Source organism: Pseudoalteromonas piscicida, assembly GCF_002208135.1.
Classification (GTDB): Bacteria; Pseudomonadota; Gammaproteobacteria; order Enterobacterales; family Alteromonadaceae; genus Pseudoalteromonas; species Pseudoalteromonas piscicida_A.
In genome coordinates, this window is sequence record NZ_CP021646.1 from 3706102 (window position 1) to 3724894 (window position 18793).

General features: G+C 44.3%; 14 protein-coding genes. 1 reads left to right on the top strand and 13 read right to left on the bottom strand.

Annotated features, from left to right (window positions below; all coding sequences use genetic code 11):
• Positions 1 to 10: 10 nt before the first annotated feature.
• From tldD to B1L02_RS17105, 9 genes are all read right to left on the bottom strand, one after another.
• Entirely contained in the window at positions 11 to 1450 is a 1440-nt protein-coding gene (gene tldD, locus B1L02_RS17065; RefSeq protein ID WP_088531980.1) for a metalloprotease TldD, read from the bottom strand.
• On the bottom strand, positions 1447 to 2262 hold the full coding sequence (locus B1L02_RS17070) for a carbon-nitrogen hydrolase family protein (protein WP_088531981.1): 816 nt from the start codon (positions 2260 to 2262) through the stop codon (positions 1447 to 1449). The genes tldD and B1L02_RS17070 overlap by 4 nt, the downstream gene beginning before the upstream one ends.
• Positions 2255 to 6181 (bottom strand): YhdP family protein, encoded by a 3927-nt coding sequence (locus tag B1L02_RS17075; RefSeq protein WP_088531982.1) that lies wholly within the window; start codon positions 6179 to 6181, stop codon positions 2255 to 2257. The genes B1L02_RS17070 and B1L02_RS17075 overlap by 8 nt, the downstream gene beginning before the upstream one ends.
• 13 nt (positions 6182 to 6194) lie before the next feature.
• Complete coding sequence (rng, locus tag B1L02_RS17080) at positions 6195 to 7667, bottom strand: ribonuclease G (protein WP_088531983.1); 1473 nt, start codon at positions 7665 to 7667, stop codon at positions 6195 to 6197.
• Between the two features lie 3 nt (positions 7668 to 7670).
• The gene (locus B1L02_RS17085; protein WP_088531984.1) at positions 7671 to 8237 is read right to left on the bottom strand and encodes a Maf family protein; all 567 of its coding nucleotides are present in this window, start codon (positions 8235 to 8237) and stop codon (positions 7671 to 7673) included.
• Positions 8237 to 8716, bottom strand: coding sequence for a rod shape-determining protein MreD (gene mreD / locus B1L02_RS17090; RefSeq protein ID WP_088531985.1), 480 nt, complete (start codon positions 8714 to 8716; stop codon positions 8237 to 8239). The genes B1L02_RS17085 and mreD overlap by 1 nt, the downstream gene beginning before the upstream one ends.
• Complete coding sequence (gene mreC, locus B1L02_RS17095) at positions 8709 to 9551, bottom strand: rod shape-determining protein MreC (RefSeq protein WP_088531986.1); 843 nt, start codon at positions 9549 to 9551, stop codon at positions 8709 to 8711. Before mreC ends, mreD begins: the two co-directional genes overlap by 8 nt.
• Positions 9551 to 10594, bottom strand: coding sequence for a rod shape-determining protein (locus B1L02_RS17100; RefSeq protein WP_010376642.1), 1044 nt, complete (start codon positions 10592 to 10594; stop codon positions 9551 to 9553). Before B1L02_RS17100 ends, mreC begins: the two co-directional genes overlap by 1 nt.
• 67 nt (positions 10595 to 10661) lie before the next feature.
• Positions 10662 to 12674 (bottom strand): SUMF1/EgtB/PvdO family nonheme iron enzyme, encoded by a 2013-nt coding sequence (locus tag B1L02_RS17105; RefSeq protein WP_088531987.1) that lies wholly within the window; start codon positions 12672 to 12674, stop codon positions 10662 to 10664.
• Between the two features lie 299 nt (positions 12675 to 12973).
• On the opposite strand from B1L02_RS17105, the gene B1L02_RS17110 reads away from it, so the two are divergent.
• Entirely contained in the window at positions 12974 to 13894 is a 921-nt protein-coding gene (locus tag B1L02_RS17110) for a 1-aminocyclopropane-1-carboxylate deaminase/D-cysteine desulfhydrase (RefSeq protein ID WP_088531988.1), read from the top strand.
• Between the two features lie 5 nt (positions 13895 to 13899).
• On the opposite strand, the gene B1L02_RS17115 is transcribed toward B1L02_RS17110, so the two are convergent.
• From B1L02_RS17115 to B1L02_RS17130, 4 genes are all read right to left on the bottom strand, one after another.
• On the bottom strand, positions 13900 to 15486 hold the full coding sequence (locus tag B1L02_RS17115; protein WP_088532304.1) for an EAL domain-containing protein: 1587 nt from the start codon (positions 15484 to 15486) through the stop codon (positions 13900 to 13902).
• Positions 15487 to 15750: 264 nt separating this feature from the next.
• Entirely contained in the window at positions 15751 to 16404 is a 654-nt protein-coding gene (ssb, locus tag B1L02_RS17120; RefSeq protein ID WP_088531989.1) for a single-stranded DNA-binding protein, read from the bottom strand.
• A 17-nt stretch (positions 16405 to 16421) separates the two neighbouring features.
• Positions 16422 to 17789, bottom strand: a complete 1368-nt coding sequence (locus B1L02_RS17125) for an MFS transporter (RefSeq protein ID WP_088532305.1) — start codon at positions 17787 to 17789, stop codon at positions 16422 to 16424.
• A 140-nt stretch (positions 17790 to 17929) separates the two neighbouring features.
• Positions 17930 to 18676 (bottom strand): substrate-binding periplasmic protein, encoded by a 747-nt coding sequence (locus B1L02_RS17130; RefSeq protein WP_088531990.1) that lies wholly within the window; start codon positions 18674 to 18676, stop codon positions 17930 to 17932.
• Positions 18677 to 18793: the final 117 nt, after the last annotated feature.

An 18793-nucleotide genomic window follows, 5' to 3' on the forward strand; every position in this document is an offset into this window, starting at 1 on the left:
GGGGTTGGTATTACGCTGTGCCACCTACAGTAATTTCATCAATCTTCAAACTCGGTTGACCTACTCCCACTGGGACGCTTTGACCATCTTTACCACATACTCCAACGCCTTTATCAAGCGCAAGGTCATTACCTACCATAGAGACCTTTTTCATAACTTCAGGGCCATTTCCTATAAGCGTTGCGCCTTTAATAGGTTGGGTTATCTTACCATTCTCAATTAAGTAGGCCTCAGATGCTGAAAATACAAACTTGCCGGAGGTAATGTCTACTTGGCCACCACCGAAGTTACTAGCAAAAATACCTTTATCTACGCTACGAATGATCTCTTCTTGACTGTGCTCACCCGCAAGCATGTAGGTATTTGTCATTCTCGGCATCGGTAAATGAGCATAAGACTCACGACGCGCATTGCCTGTAGGCGCGACGCCCATCAAGCTCGCGTTTTGCTTGTCTTGCATATAGCCTTTCAAAATACCATTTTCAATCAGTACGTTGTATGCCGCAGGCGTACCTTCATCGTCGACATTCAAAGAGCCGCGACGGTCGGCTATCGTGCCATCATCCACCACAGTACAAAGACTCGAAGCGACTTGTTCACCTATTTTACCACTGAATGCAGAGGCACCTTTACGGTTAAAATCACCTTCTAGGCCATGTCCAACAGCTTCGTGTAACAAAACGCCCGGCCAACCTGCACCCAGCACCACGGGCATCGCTCCTGCTGGAGCATCAATGGCTTCAAGATTCACTCGAGCTTGTCGTACTGCTTCTTTGGCAAACTGCATCCATCTCGGTTCACCGTCTACCAATTCTTTAAAGTAACCATAGTCTAAACGCGCACCACCACCCGCACTACCACGCTCTCTGCGACCACTTTTCTCAAGTAGTACTGAGCAATTTAAACGTATTAACGGGCGGATATCGGTTGCGAACGTACCGTCACTTGCAGCAATTAACACTTCTTCATATACCGCCGACAGCGAACTGACCACTTGCTGCGCCTCAGGTGCTAAATCGCGAATACACTGCTCAATATCTCTAAGTAAAGCCACTTTATCCGCATCCGTCATGCTGGTAATTGGCTGCGCGGGTTGAAATTGAATGGGTGCTTTTACATCGCTAAATACTTGGACTTTATTGCTTTCACCCGCTTGCGCAATACTGCGTGCGGCTTCTGCAGCCTTAGTTAACGCTTCAATACTGATCGCATCAGAATAACTAAAGCCAGTCTTCTCACCACTTACTGCACGCACACCAACACCACGTTCAATATTGTAGCTGCCATCTTTGACTATGCCGTCTTCCAGCACCCAAGTTTCGTGGTAGCTTGATTGAAAGTACAGATCGGCATAATTTACTTTGTGCTGATGAATATACGCGAGAGTTTGTGATAATTGCTCACGTGTCAGCTGACTGTTGGTCAGTAAATTTTGCTCTACATTACTCATAAAAACTCACTTTTAAATCGGTTATGATACGCAACAGGCATTTTTTTCCGGATCGAATCAAGAAACGCGCTATCTAGCTGCTGTGAAATGGGTTCTAGACTCGCACCAGAGTCTACTAGGACTTCACCCCAAGGTGATACAATTAAACTGTGCCCGTAGGTTTCTCGGCCATTTTCGTGACAACCGACTTGCGCGGCTGCAACTACATAGCATTGGTTTTCTATCGCCCTCGCCTGTAATAATGGCTGCCAGTGTGCCTCGCCCGTTGCACAAGTAAAAGCACTCGGGACTAAAAACAACTCGGCTCCCTCCTCCCTCATCATTTGAAACAAACCAGGAAAGCGCAGATCATAACACACGCTTAATCCAATTCTGCCAAATGGACTATCCACTACTACGACATCCTGTCCGGACTCTGTTCGCTCAGACTCTCGGTATTGTTTAGTTTTGTCACTCACATCGGCGTCAAACAAATGGATCTTATTATAGCGTGCTACGATTTCACCACTCGAATTAAATAAGTAACTCGCAGCCAGATATTTATCGTTCTGACTTGGTATCGCGATAGTGCCTGCCGCCAACCAAATGTTATGTTGTTGACAAAGCGCTGAAAGCTCTCCAAGCAGTGCTTCATTATGCTGCGCGTATTCCCAAGTCTGTTGCGCATTGTCGCAAAACGCCAGCCAAGTTTCAGGTAAACAGACTAAGGTTAGCTCTTCAACCACTAACTTAGCTAGCTGGTTTTTAAGGTAATCTATATTTGTTTGGGGTGCTTTAGCCGAGCACATTGGCAATGCAATCACCTTAGCCATTACCACTTTCCTTATTTTGCGACACAAGAGGTTGCTCACTTTGCTTAAGTGTAGCACTTGGATGTGATTCTGAATTCAATGCAGGTGCTTCTTTACTTGTATTCTCATCAGAACCATCTGGCGTAACTTCTTCACTAGGAGGCATAACCGGTTTGGGTAACTCAATTTCTTTACTCTTACGATCAACCTCTGTAACCACTGGCTCTTGCATCGTTCCGGTGATTTTAAAATTAATCTCGGAAATCACTCGTGCAGAGTGGATCACTTTATCCAGTGCCAGTGCAGCTAATCCCGTAACAGGATTCACCGCCCATGCCATAATCACAGGTAAACTCGAAGTTACTTGTGGTGCGACGGCCAAATCATAATTAATTTCATGGGTATTGAGGTCGGCATAGCCACGTATCGTTAAATCAGCAGGTACGCCATCAAGCTTTGAATCTTCAGTAATTGCAATACCATTCGTTAGCTGTACCGAACCGCTCATACTGTTATAGAAAAAGCCTTTAGAAAACACATCTCTAAAATCTAAGCGCAGCTTTCTGATCAAAGAGTCCAAACTCAGTAGCGAAAAGACACGTGCACCTTTGTCGCTTATTTCTGCCAAATGACCTTCACCTAAACGCCAAGTTAACTCGCCACCTAGGCTAGGCAAATCCATTTCGTATGGCGCACCTTGCCAATTGAGCGCAAAATCAATGTTGGCGCGGGAGTCTTTGATAGTCGAAGTAATATCAAACTCATCCATTAGTTCACCAAAGTCATCGCTGTTTAGCGCACCGCTCAGTGATGTTTTACCTTGTTCAAAGCGGCCACTGGCATTGAGTTTATGATCTTTTTTATCAATCACTAACTCTGAGATATTGAGTCTATTACCATCTCCGAACAACGACATATTGACCTGATCTAACTGATATTCACCGACTTTACAGTCTCCACACACAAATTCGGTTGCAGGTAAGCTCAGCAGCCAATCTAACGAGTGAATGTCTGTTTTCACAGCCTCTTGTTGTGCCTCTGACTTAGGTAAGTTTAGACGTAAATAATCACTATTAATGTGAATAGGCCGGCTTGAGTTCGATGCTGGAATAGCGACTTGTGAGCGCATTTCTTTACTATTGATTTTAAGCTGCATCGGGCCATCAATAGATGCCATAGTAAAGTCAACATCATGGAAAGGGATCTCTGAGAATGTTAATCTTGAAAAAGAGCCCTCCACCCGATTTAGTGCTGGCAGAAATCCGGGATCAGAACCTGAGCTCGGCGCCTTGATAATACGATTAATCAATGGCAACCAAGGTAACAACTCTACTTCTTGTTGTTTGATTGTGATATCAAAGCCTGCTGCATTTAAGCCTTCATCTTTACTACCAATAATCAGGTGTGCATTACGCATCACACCAGATTCATTTTCAATGATGCCATTGAAATACAATTGATTATCTAGACTTGCCGTAACGAGATTCGAAATATCATCCCCTAATACCGTGCCGCTTAGTAGTTTAGCTTGCTCAGCTGGTTTGCCGAATTGTTCGGGTAAATGACTGGTAATCCCCCGTAAATCACTGGCAAATTTGGCTTTATAGTTAAATCCCGCATCAGCAAAATTAAGCATAAGATCTGTGCTCAGCACGCTATTGCCCTCAAAGTAGCCGTCAATAATTCCATTAGCATGCGGTTGCAGTTGTTCTATTCCAGCCTCAAGGCTTACCTTGGTCGTTACTTGGTAATTTTGCTTATCTCCGCTTCCTGATAGGTCCAACGACAAAGGCATGTCCAACCACGTAGCAGTCAAATCATTCACTTTGATATTGTCATCATCGAAGCTAACCACTCCCTTAACTTGCTGTAATTGCATACCAGGCTTTGCCAAGAAAACCGGGTTATTGTCTAGGTAGATGTCACCTTTAGCATGTACGGCACCTGAGTGCAGGTCGACGGCCAATTGCACATCCCCTTTTGCTTTGCCTTTACCTTGAACAATATCTAATATATTCGCGAGCGGATCTGCGAGCGGTGTTGCCGCAAAGAAAGGCTGTAACGTGCTCGCTTTTGTGGTGTGATTAATATCTACAGTCAGCACATCAGCGTGATTTAAATCCGCAATACTAACGATGACCCCCTCATCAATACTTTGATTAACAAGTTCCCCACGATGCGCATAGATATCCATTCTTTCGTTTTCAAAATGTAGTGTGACATCACCTGAAGTAACGCTAGGCCAATCCGGCGCAAAACCAAACGTCACATCGTTCAAACGTGATTTAACTTCAAACTGACCTTGCTTATCAGCGAATGGAAATTGTGAAAGCGCCCCGCTCAGTAAGACTTGAGTCTGCAAGTGCTGACCACTTTGGATCCCTGCTTCTAAATAATCGACTAAGCTTTTACGCATAATACTGACAGGAAAGTACTGTGAAGCGATTTCACCACGCCCACCGAATAGTTCTGCATATAAATCAAGCCGAGGCTCATCGGACAACTGCAAGGAAAATTCCGTGGCTAACGCTACATCTTGATTGCTAAGCCAAAAGTTGGGACTAGAAATTCGCCAGCCTTGCGATTGTTGATTGCGGATATAGACATCACCAGTGAGCTGCTGGATCTCAATATTATCTTTGAAGGTCTCTTTTGATAGCAGTTCAGTTTGTTCAGCACTTAAATTGAGCCTAATTTGCTCATCAGTCGCACTCATCTCTAACCTAGTACCATAAATTCCCGGGATCCCATGAAATGGCTCGAAAGCAATTTCTTCAACGACTCCCCATGCCGAAAAAGCATTATTATTACTTAGGCTGAATTTCGCTGCGCTCAGTTGACCGTTGGGGTTCATGCCATAAAGTAAATCTCGCCCAGGAAATTTAGCAAGTTGCGCTAACTCAGCTAAAAAGTTGGCGTTAATATCCTTTAACCAAAAGGTCTTGTTGTCTTTATGCCATTTCGCTTCAAATAAAATAGGAGCAAGCGCTTCTTGATTACGACTAAATTGGATACCACTACTTTGCACCCACCAACCCTGCTGATCTGGTCGTAATAGAAATTGCGCATCGTCTAGTGCCAACGTGCGCTGATTTTCATCTTCTTGCCATATCAATACGCTGGGCTTGATATCCACCGTAATATCTTGCAACGTACCTTGCTCAAAACCTAACCATAACTGAGCATTGATGTCTGCTTTAAGATCCGGGTGCGCTAGGGTAATAAGTTCTTCTAGCCAATCGACCGGATTAACCTTATCCGCGGATACATAGATATTACCCGCCAATTCACGTAGCTTTCGCCCTGACAAAGAAAGACGAGCGTTAAACTGGCCTTGAGAAAACCCCGGTAATGCGATTTCTCCCGCACCTTCGTGTAATGCGCTAGAGTTTTGCCACACCAAATCCTTCAGTAACAAACGATGAGTCTTACCGCTAGAAAAAGTAATATTAAGACGACTATTTTGCACCGCAAAATGTCCTACATCGCCTAAGAAAAGGCTTTCAATTAATGCTTGCTGCTCAAATTCACCTTGATCTTGAGCCGCACTTAACTTGCTCAAGTCTATATCTGCTTCAAACCCTTCTAGCACAAAGTAGTTCGATGCGATCTGCATTTGTCTTACAGATTCGAATACATTGAGTTGTAAAGAGGTTTTGGCAATATTAATGGAGATTGGCGAGTCTTTATTATCTTTAAAAGAGAGTGATTCCAACACAAGGGCAGGTCCGTTGCCTTCCCAACTCGCACTGATCTGGCCGATGCTAATATCAACATTAAGTTGCTTTTGGATCAGTGCTTCGATGTTACTCTTGTAATCATTTGCATAGGGTAAGGCGTACTTTAGTGCAGACACCAGCACCGCGAGTGTCACTAAAGTTATCGCAAAAATTTGCCACGCTTTACGCAGGCAGAAAAAACAGACGGCCTTAGCCTGCATGTACCGCTACCCTTTACATCATTACTACGTCAAACTGCTCTTGGCTATATAAGCTCTCAGTTTGAATGCTAACCTGCTTACCAATAAATAATTCAAGCTCAGCTAAATTATGATACTCGTCGTTAATCAAGGCTTCGCTCACCGCTGGCGAGGCATAAACCATAAATTTGTCTGCATCATAAGCACGATTAACACGCACGATTTCTCTTAAGATTTCATAACAAACGGTTTCGACTGTTTTTAGTGAACCACGACCTGAGCAAGATGGACACACATCACAAAGAATATGCTCCAGGCTTTCACGCGTGCGCTTGCGAGTCATTTCGACAAGACCAAGCGCAGAGAGACCATTGATATTAGCTTTTGCTCGGTCTTTAGACAACGCAGTTTCTAAAGAGTGCAATACTCGACGTTTATGCTCGTCTGATACCATGTCGATAAAATCGATAATAATGATACCACCAAGGTTTCTTAACCTTAATTGCCTAGCAATTGCCGACGTCGCTTCAACATTAGTATTAAAAATCGTTTCTTCAAGATTGCGATGGCCAACAAATGCGCCAGTATTGACATCAACGGTTGTCATTGCTTCTGTTTGGTCGATGATGAGGTAGCCACCAGATTTTAGCTCAACCTTACGATGTAGCGCTTTTTGGATCTCAGACTCAACATCAAACAAGTCAAAAATGGGTCGCTCACCGGGATAGTATTCAAGTGCACTTGCGAGTTGGGGAACAAACTCTTCGGTGAAAAGTGTTAGCTCTTGGTAGGTTAGCTTTGAGTCAACACGGATACGCTCCATATCCTCACCAACATAATCACGCAAGGTTCGAAATGCCAAAGTAAGATCTTCGTGCAAGATTTTCGCTTTGCTCGTTTTACGGCGGCGAGTCACAATTTTTTGCCAGAGTTTTTTCAAAAACTCTGCATCATGCTGTAATTCGGCTTCCGAAGCGCCTTCAGCAGCGGTGCGAACGATAAAACCACCGTTTTCGTCGTTATATTGTGCAACGATTTCTTTTAACCGGTCACGCTCTTGTTCGGTTTCAATGCGCTGGCTAACCCCCACATGAGTCGCGTCTGGCATAAACACCAAATAGCGTGAGGGAATCGTGATATCCGTTGTCAGCCTAGCGCCTTTTGTGCCAAGCGGATCTTTGACCACTTGTACCATAATGAACTGGCCTTGTTTAACCAGCTCACGAATATCCTGCACTTTTTTAACTGGGGACTCGGCCACCCCTTCTTCAATAGAAGCGCTGTTCACGATATCTGACGCATGTAGAAACGCCGCTTTTTCCAAGCCGATATCCACAAAAGCAGCCTGCATACCAGGAAGCACTCGGCTCACTTTGCCAAGATAAATGTTACCAACGATGCCTAGGTTACCGATCCGTTCAACCTGAACTTCTTGCAGCACCCCATTTTCGATTAAGGCTACGCGACTTTCACTTGGGGTGACATTGATTAGTAGTTCGCTACTCATATTTTATTTTAAAAACCGTTGAATTAATTCGTCTGTCTCATACAAAGGTAAGCCTACAACTGCAAAATAGCTACCTTGGATCTCAGTTACAAAGCGCCCACCTAACCCTTGGATCCCATAGCCACCCGCTTTATCTTGTGGCTCGTTAGTATCCCAGTAGGCATCAATTTCAGTTTCACTAAGCGTTTTAAAGGTCACATTGGTCACAATCACATCGCTCAGTACTTTGTTTGTATTTGCAAGCGCAATCGCAGTCATCACCTGATGCGTATGACCAGAAAGACGCTGCATCATCGCTTTGAAATCCGCTTTATCACGAGGCTTGCCAAGCGCTTCTCCGTCAATGACGACCACAGTGTCACTGCCAAGAACCGGCCTGTCGGTATACCCTAGCGCCACACCTGATTGCGCTTTTAAACACGCTAAACGTTCCACCAACTGTAATGCCGTTTCATCGTCTAGCGGGCTTTCGTCTGCATCAACACTAAATTGCTCGAACGGATAACCAAGCTGGGTTAATAGCGCTTTGCGACGTGGAGAAGCTGAAGCTAAATATAAAGAGATAGACATTATCTGATCCTAAACTGTCTACGATATTTTCTCAGCAGTGGGAATATCCACAGCCAGCACACCATGCCCGTAACCGCAGGCCACAGATAATGCGGGTTAAAGTAGATATCAAGCAAGAAATGATTAAGCCAAAATTGTAACAAATGATAGAGCGCGAGAAATAGCCCGATCAGTACTGCTTGCTGCCAGATGGAGAAATTACGAATTTTCTGAAAGTTGCTGGCGGTAATATAAATACAAATGGAATAGGTCAACGAGTTCACCCCGAGTGGCGCGCCCATCGCTAAATCTATTATCAGGCCTGTCATCCAAGCCCAACCAATATTCACACGGTGAGGTACTGCCAAAGACCAGTACATCAGCACCAATAATACCCAATCGGGACGAAAGGGCTCAAGTGAGAATGGTAATGGCATAAGCGCCATGATTAACGCAACAAAGACACTCAAAGCAATCGATAAGTTGCTATGTTTACTCATGATTAATTGCCTCTTGGCTACGTTTACCTAACACCACGAGTAAGCGAATACGATCTAATTGCGCAACCGGCTCTGCCTGTACTTGCGCAAATGGCAAGCCTTCGTCTCTGTCTATCTCGGTGACTACTGCCACCGGATAGCCCTCAGGGAAAGTACCACCAAGCCCTGAAGTGACCAACACATCGCCAATGCGAATATCCATGCTATGCGGTACATGAGCCAGGCGAACGTTATTGATTTTACCCGTCCCCTCTACCACAGTACGAACGTCATTACGCAATATTCTGACCGGTGTCGCATGGGTGGTATCAGTCATAAGCAGCACCCTTGATGTCGTGGTACCCACTTGAGTTAGCTGTCCAACAATGCCCATTTCGTCAATAACTGCCTGCCCTTCGCTGATCCCATCAATCGTACCGCGATTAATCACAACCTGATGACTATAAGGGTTCGAATGAACAGACAACACTTGAGATATTAAACGTTGATTGGTTTCCCTAGCCGAAGCACCTAATAAGGCGCGTAATTCTTGATTTTCTTTTTGCAAAAACTGAAGTTGCTGTAATTGCTCACTCTGTATTAATTGTTTTTCCCTGAGTGCTTGGTTTTCTTGTTGCAACTTTTCTCTGGTATTGAGACTTTTTAGGCCCAAGTTGAACGCTTCATAGGGAATGTTAGCGACGTACAGTAGCGGACTGACCAAAGTGTTTAAACTGGTTCGCACCATAGTCCCACCAACCGTGTAACGGTCACCAATGATCAGAATAATACTAAGCACAACTGCGACAGTAAGTCGCAGTTGTAAAGGAACGGTTCGGCCAAATAATAAATTCATCAGTCGTAACTAAATACGTCACCACCGTGCATGTCTATCATCTCTAACGCTTTACCACCACCTCTTGCCACACAAGTTAATGGATCATCAGCAACCACCACTGGGATACCGGTTTCTTCCATCAACAAACGGTCTAAATCTTTGAGTAATGCGCCACCACCTGTTAATACCATGCCGTGGGCAGAAATATCAGAGGCAAGCTCTGGTGGCGACTGCTCTAGCGCAACCATTACTGCACTTACAATCCCCATCAAAGGCTCTTGTAACGCTTCTAAGATTTCATGCGAGTTGAGTGTAAAAGAGCGTGGTACCCCTTCAGCTAAGTTACGGCCGCGAACCTCAATTTCAATCGGCGTTTCGCTCTTAAATGCAGAACCGATTTCATGTTTGATATGTTCAGCCGTTGCTTCGCCAATTAGGCTTCCGAAGTTACGACGTACGTAGTTGATAATCGCTTCATCAAACTTATCACCACCGATACGCACTGAAGACGAATAAACGACACCATTCAGCGAGATAATCGCGACTTCCGTCGTACCACCACCAATATCAACAACCATTGAACCTGTCGCTTCAGATACTGGTAATCCAGCACCAATTGCTGCTGCCATTGGCTCTTCAATTAAGTACACTTCACGCGCGCCAGCACCCATTGCTGATTCACGGATTGCACGTTTTTCAACTTGAGTTGCACCACAAGGTACACAAATAAGTACTCGAGGGCTTGGACGCATAAAGTTATTATTGTGCACTTGCTTAATAAAGTGCTGTAACATTTTTTCTGTTACATAGAAGTCAGCAATCACCCCATCTTTCATTGGGCGAATGGCTTTGATGTTACCCGGAGTTCGACCTAGCATTTGCTTAGCCGCAGTACCCACTGACGCAACGCTTTTTGGGCCACCAGCTCGCTCCTGACGAATTGCCACCACTGATGGCTCATTCAGTACGATGCCTTCTTCTTTTACATAAATAAGTGTGTTTGCCGTCCCTAAATCGATAGAGAGATCGTTAGAAAATAATCCGCGTAATTTTTTAAACATGAGGCTGGGTGACCTTTCAGAATTCTGTCAAACAAAGCAGCATCACCTGCTGCTCTTAATTTACTACTTATCGCTCTCGAACAAGTCGAAAACCTATATAATTCGCTCTAAAATCTGGCGCTAACGCTAAGCGAGTTGACACTCGAGCCAAACTCGGCGCGAAGTTCCATGCACCGCCACGCACTGTAACATCGCTCTGAGAAGCACGCTTTTGCGTCCACTCCCATACGTTTCCTACAGTATCATATAAGCCATAGCTATTCGGTGAAAATTGGGCCACAGGTGAAGGACTTTTGTTAGACCACTCACTACCACACCAACCACAATTAGCTAGGTTTCTTCCGATTTCATTACCCCAAGGGTACTCAGATGCAGTGCCTGCACGCGCAGCGTATTCCCACTCGACTTCATTGGGTAGTCTAAATTGCTGTCCTTTTTCGCCAGACAACCAGTTGGCGTACGCCTTCGCATCATCGTAGGCAACACAAACAACAGGGAAATTATCTGACTGTTCGTAACCAGGACTTTCCCAGTTATATTCTAGCTCCCAGACTGGTTCGCCATTTTTATAATATGCGCAGCCTTTACCTTGCTCAGCTAAGGTTTTATATCCAGTGCTTTGCGTAAAACGGCGAAAAGCTGCCACTGTAACCTCTGTGCTCTGCATGGCATATGAATGGCTCAACACTTTTTCAACAATCGGACGCTCATTTGGTAAACCATTACCCGTCAGGTCGCCCATTTTAAAAGTGCCTGCTGGAATAATAGCCAGCTCATTATCAGTGGCTGCTACGGCGATCACCTGTACTTGTTGAGCTTCAGGTTCAGCCTTTTTTGTCACAACCGCGGTAACCGGTTGACGTTTTTTGACCAATTTTGCATTAATGGTTTGCGCGGCTCGCAGATTAATACGTGCCTTATAAGGTTCATAACCTAATTTACGGATCTCAACATCATAAAACCCGGCAGGAATTGCTACTGTCGTTTTTGTCGCGCCGTAGCTGACTCCATTAATAAACACTTCGTCGTCGTAAACATTTGATCTTAAAGTCAACTCGACTGTTTTATCAGCCGTTTGAGACTTTTTTACAAGAGAGGTCTCCCCGACTGGTTGTTTAGTAATAGTCGCGACTTCAACCGGCTTACTTTGCTCGTCTGAAAAAGTCAGTTGATTATCACTGTAGACTGTAGAGTAGTTCGACTGGTAATTTACGGCAAGCGGAGTGCCATATTCAGCACAATAACGATTGTCTAAGCTCAATAAGTTACATAAGCGACTGCTATTTACGTCACCACGCATTGTCACGCTGAGGTTAACGTTGTAGTTACCTTGTCCACTAAATCCACTGCTTACAACGTGGCTGCTAACTACTTGAACCTGCGCGCCAGCCATATTGCGTTTTGGCTCGACAACACGGCTCTCGGTTAGGTTTGCAAAAATCTGATCAATAAAACGCTTGGTTGCTTTTTGAAGCCCCATTTGCTGACCACGCTGTTCACACGCTGCCAAGGTTTCTGTGCGCTTACAGTTAATTGTGTGGTCTACCTCTAGCGTACCTTCACGAGTAAATTCATTACGTAGTCGCTCTACTCGCGCCGTGCCAAGCTGATCCTTTAAGTTTTCAAGTGTATTTACTAAGGTGTGCTTAGTCACACGGACTTGCTCAATATCTTTACGCTGTGATGCAATCGCCGCAATTTGCATCGCAATGTCTTCTTTATTCTGCTTGTGATCTGCCACCGCTTGTTGATAACGTGTTTGCGCAGAAGAAATATCAATAGAAGGATCATCAATTAGCCGACGATACAACTCATTCATTGCATCTAAGGCCTGATTTTTTTCTTTATCTAACTCACCTGAACGTTTTCTCAATAACTCAAGTTGAGACTGCAGACGCGTTTCCTCTGCTAGGTGTTTTTCTAAAACGACCGAGTATCTGTCTAATTCACTTTGCTTATTAGACAATTCAGACTCTATGGCTGTGACCGTTGCGGTATCTTGCGCCATAGCGCTTTGAGCAACAGTACCCATGGCCAGAATCGAGGCCGATACAATAAAAGTTAAAGGAGCAATTCGCATATGTTCCATTCCCAACAGCGGCAATTGTTTGGTCTTGTTATTTCTTATAGTTAGGGCTCTATGCTATGTACTTACAAAGTAAAACACAAGCTTTGCACAATTAATATCTGAGTTTACAACTATTAACCAGCGTCTTGCCAGTTTTTAGCTGAGATTTTGTCTATTTTTCTCTAACATCGCGATGTGTTACTAATTCGAGTCCAAAATAGTCGGGAAGTAATTAAGAAGATACGATAACCTCTGGAGCGAAATGCTCGGGTTAATTATTATAGTACGCAAAATATCAAACTGACTTCATCATGCAAACCATCACAAACATCGCCGAGTCACCAACTCAAACCATTCACCACCCGATACTGGATAAATACGGTTTAACTTTGCTGGTTAAGCGTGATGATTTGCTCCATCCTATGATCCAAGGAAACAAATGGCGTAAGCTAAAATACAACTTACTCCACCTAAAGCAAGCTGGCCTTGAAGAGTTAGTCACTTTTGGCGGGGCATTTTCTAACCACCTATACGCGACCAGTATGGCTTGCAAACTTTTCTCAATCAAAGGGCACTTAATTGTAAGAGGCCCAGAGATTGACCGACACAACCCAACACTAAAAATGGCCAGTGCATGCGGACTAACACTTCATCCCGTGAGTCGAGTCGAGTATAGGCAAAGAAACCAACCTGATTACATGCAAACTCTACAAGCTAGATTTAACCATGCCTATATCATACCTGAAGGCGGTACTAACGCGCTTGCGCTCAAAGGTGTTGAAGAGTTAGCGCATTCATTGCCTCAAAGTGATTATGTCATGACGGCAGTAGGCAGTGGCGGCACGATAGCAGGATTAATCTCAGGAGTACCTAAACAGACACAGGTTTTAGGTGTTACTGTACTAAAAGGTGCTGAATACTTAGCACGGGAGATACATGAATTAATCACAGCTCAGCGCTGTGCACCATGGCAGCTACTCCATGATTTTCACCACGGAGGTTACGCTAAGACTACGCCTGAATTGCTGAGTTTTTGTCGTGAAATGAAGGTAAAATATAACTTGCCTCTTGAGCCTATTTACACGGGTAAACTGTTTTACGCTATTTTCACTTTGGCTAAACAAGGATACTTCAAAAAAGGCAGTGTGATCACCGCAATCCATACTGGCGGATTACAAGGATTAGATGGTTTACGGTATCTGGCAACTAAAAAGTATCCAAAACCCAAATAAGCTGCTTAATGAATATCGGCGAGCTGTTGTAATGGTGCGGAAAAATAATGCCCTTGGGCCCCTTTCACTCCAAGCCCTTTGATGCAAGTCAATTCAGTAACGGTTTCAACCCCCACTGCATATACGGGAATACCCAAGCTTCTCGCTTGAGCGACTATTTGCTTAACTGTGCGTTTACGATATGCAGACTTTTCAATGCCATGTACTAGCTCATAGCTGAGCTTGATAGCTTTTATCAACTCAGCAAGCGGGGAGCGCCCTAGCGTAAGAGCCTGTGTAACATTATCCAAATAAATATCGCACCCAAGTCGATTCAACCTATCAAAAGCGGCTAACAACCGCTCTCCATGTTGATAGACCTCTTCTATGCTAAGTTCAAACCCAATTGCCGCACCACTATGAGACGCGATAAGCTGCCCCTCTAGCCACTCAATAAACTGTCTATCCATCCAACTCGAAATGTGTAAGTTAATACTTACCTTGCCAAAACTTCTTTCCTGCTCATAGACTGACAATACCTGCTTGACTATCGCTCTATCAAGAAACTGGAATTGCTCTGGCGTATAAAGATGTTGTATCACCTGCTTGGCCGAAATTCTCCCCATTTCTTTATGAGTCACCCTCAGCAATGCTTCGCTTACAATCACGTCTTCAGCTAAAAAATCAAACAACGGCTGGAAGAATAAGGAAAACTGCCCGGCTTTTAGATAACTCAGCAAAGCCTCACCGTCCTCGCTAAGGCGTTTTGCCAATAACTCTGTAAGATGAACTAGATGGGTATGTTGCCACGCTTGATTTTGCGCAATCGAGAGCGCTGATTTTGCACTTTGATAAACCTGTGTTTGTTGTTTATTTTCCTGATAAAAACAAGCACCAAGCTTGACTTTGCTGCGTGATAAATCGCCCCGAAAGTCTAGCAGTACTCTATAAACGATTTCATGCATTTGCTTTGCCAAGTCCATTCCTTTCGTCGCACCAACCTGTTTTACCGTCACGGCTAACGCTCCTGAAACAAGATATTTAACCGCGACAGTCCCAAACTCCCCAACACCTTTGACCAGAGCAAGCTGAAAATGTAACTGTAGATCAACTTCTTTAGGTGTGCTGCACTGCCAATGGATTAACGCAAATAATGCAAACTGCCCTTCAGGAGCGGGGGCTGGCAGAGCCACAGGCTGCTGGGCATTTGAGGTAGACTCAGCCTTACCGTATAAAAACCACCACCGATGCACGAATAAAACTAGCCCAATAGACAATAGGTTGAAAAATATCAATATATATCCATGACTTATCCAAATGGATTCATGATACAAGGTAATAGTTTGACCATTCGCTACAAATTGATGTTCTTCTGCATTCGGAGCAGGTAATAACGAAAAACCGTGCTTAACTGCTATTTCACTTACTCCAGTGGCAGAAGCCTCAGCTGATAGCAGCGAAATTTCAGCCGCTGCTTCCTCTCCTTGCGTGTGAACCTGAAGATGCAACAAATGATTAAGAAGGAAATTTAGACACAACAACACCGCCAAACTTACCGCGATTAGCTTTTTTTGATACTGACGACTAAATCCATCTAACAGCTGAATTGGCATAATGTTTTTATTGGGTGGAAAGATAACTGAAGTGTTGTTCAAAATAGTGCAAAACTCAAGCGAGATAAGGCTTTTAATTGTACAGAAAGGATAAGCACCTGAGCCAAAACTAGAAATGCGTTAAGTTTATTAACCGTACAAACCGTACAAGATGTTAAGCTTTATCTAAGCTTACTTGTCACCATTTTCTTAAAGATATTTATACCAGTAAAAAACAAAAACCCCAGCGTGATGCTAGGGTTTTCTTAGATGCTATACCACCATTTAGAACGGAATGTCATCATCAAAGTCAATTGGTGGCTCCATAGGATTTGAGCTACCGCCTGATTGACCGCTGTTTTGGTTCTGTTGTGGTGCAAAACCACCTTGAGACTGACCACCAAACCCAGAAGACTGCTGTGAACTCTGTTGCGATTGCTGTGGTGAGAATCCACCTTGCTGCTGGTTTGACTGGCTCTGCTGTGGCTGCGAATATTGCTGCTGAGGCGCTTGATTATAGCTTTGCTGGCCATAATTATTTTGCTGCTGTTGACCACCTTGGTATTGGCCACCACCTTGACCCTGCTGCTCGCCACGGCCACCTAGCATTTGCATTTGACCACCCATGTCCACAACGATTTCTGTTGTGTACTTTTCTTGGCCACTTTGATCTGTCCACTTACGAGTCTGTAGACGACCTTCAATGTAAACCTGCGAGCCTTTTCTTAAATACTCACCCGCAACTTCCGCAAGTTTGCCAAACAACACCACACGGTGCCATTCTGTACGCTCTTGCAATTGACCGGTGTTTTTATCTTTCCAGCTATCCGTAGTTGCAATGCTGATGTTAGCCACGCCGTTACCGTTTGGCATATAGCGAACTTCAGGATCTTGGCCCAGATTACCTACCAAAATTACTTTATTAACACCACGTGCCATGGCATTGTCTCCTCACACTATGACAAGCCCAGCACTTGCTTGGCTTGCTTCAAATCAAAAATTTTATCATCTACTTTTAGGTAGCTACGATTCTCGTCTCTCACTACCGTGGCCTCAAGTACCCCAGGCAATGAAACCAATTGGTCTGCCAATTCCGTCGCTTGTTGCTCATTTTCTACAGCAGAAACTAAGCTGATCGCTTTGCTCTTGGGTGGCACTTGCATGCCCCATGCGATAACAAACCATATTACCCCAATAATGGCCGTTGCGGCAAATATCGTATCGACCGCAAAATTTTGCGCCAAGATACCACCCAAAGCACCGCCTATAAATGCACCTAGAAACTGGCCTGATGAAAACACTCCCATCGCCGATCCCTTTTGGTTTGCTGGAGCTATGCGAGAAACCAACGCAGGCATAGTTGCTTCGAGAAAATTAAAGGCAATAAAATAGACCAGCATTGCACCTGCAATTACCCAAAGGGAATCCACAAAACAGTATAAAGCGACAGAGCTTACTATTAACATAGCAATAGAAAGCAAGAATGTTTGCTTTTCTTTTTGTTTGCGGATCGCCACTATCATCATCGGAGCCATCAAAATGAAAGCGAGTAAAAATACCGGAATATAGAGTTGCCAGTGCCTATCTGCGGCAAGGCCGTCACGGATCAACTGGCCTGGCAAGGCTACAAAAATCGTGGTCAGCGTCAAATGTAATAGCAACACCCCCAGATCAAGCCTCAGTAGCTGTGGATTTTGAACTAGGCGACGAATATCTGCAAAACTTGCAATTGTGTCACCTTTTGGGGCTTTATTTACCGCATTTGGCACCATAAAGGTAATGATAGCGATACCTACAATTGCCAATACCGCCGTCAGCCAGAAGATCCCTGCGATACCAAAAGACGCCGCAATCATTGGTCCTAATAACATGGCTACAGCAAAGCTCATACCAATGCACATGCCAATGACCGCCATTACCTTGGGACGCTGCTCGTCACGGCTCAAGTCTGCGGCTAGCGCGAGTAAAGCACTTGCAATCGCGCCCATACCCTGTAGTGCTCTACCAAATGTCACCCAATAGATTGAATCTGCTAATGCAGCGATAACGGATCCTAATGCAAATACCAACAACCCACCAATGATGATTGGCTTACGACCGAACTTGTCAGACAACCAACCCATGGGTATCTGTAGTACAGCTTGAGTCAAACCATAAGCACCAATAGCCAAACCAATCCACAGTGGCGAGACATCCTGTAAAGACTGGCCGTAAACAGCTAACACTGGCATCAGCATGAACAAACCAAGCATGCGGAAAGCGAAAACGCCAGCAAGAGAAATCGCGGCGCGCTTTTCAGTTGGATTTAAAGAGTCATTAGACATAAGGCGGTATTCATCACTATCGAAAATCACGCGCAAGTTTAACAAACTCTTTTCTTAACTTACACTAGCGCGAACGGATCTTTGCAATGCGAGTGTTACTAACATGGATTTGAACGACCTACTACGAGAAAAAGAAAGCGTTAATTGACGCCGTATTTGGCCGTGATCTGATCTAATTTTCCACTACGTTTTACCCGTTCAAATGCTTGACTCAAACGGTGCAAACGCTCGCTCGTGATGCGTGCCTTGCTAAAGGCAAAATATACTGGATTTTCGTTAATAACCAACGGGCTAATAGTAAACTTTTCAAAATCAGGGTTATTTTTACTTTGATACAGGATATTGAATTTTTCTTCTAAAAACCCTGCGATCCGTCCTTTTTTGAGCAAATTTAATTTTACCTGATTATCGGGTACATAAATAAATTGTGTTTCACTGTCGGTACGACGCGCAAGGCGAGCTGTAAACGCCTCACCGTAATAAGCATTACGCTGAATAGCGATGGGCTTTGACAGATGGAATAACGACTCAAGTGAGTCAAGCTGGTGAGGCTCCCCTGAGTTCATTGCAAAAACAATGGTTTCCATTCGTTGGGGACCAATAAAATACGCAAACTGTTCACGTACTGGTGTTTTTGTGACGCTCAAAATAAGATCGATATCACCTTCCTCTAAAAGCTTCAGCGCCCGACCCCAAGGAATACTTGCGAAACGATAACTACACCCCGCTTCATCTAACAAGGCTTTAGCAAAATCAACATCCATACCGTGCCAAACAAGGTTATCATTTAACTTAGACTGCGCAGCATAATTCTCAAACCGCACCACCAGCTCACAAGCGAAGACATTTTGGCAAAGCAACGCCAAAAGCAATAAAAGTCGATACAAAATCAATATCCCAAGTTGATCGGTTTAATAAGTTTAGTTCGTTTAGCAGAGATAACTTAATTTTGTATTCGGGATGCGGTAATCTGTTCACTTCACATCATGCTTTGACTGATCCAG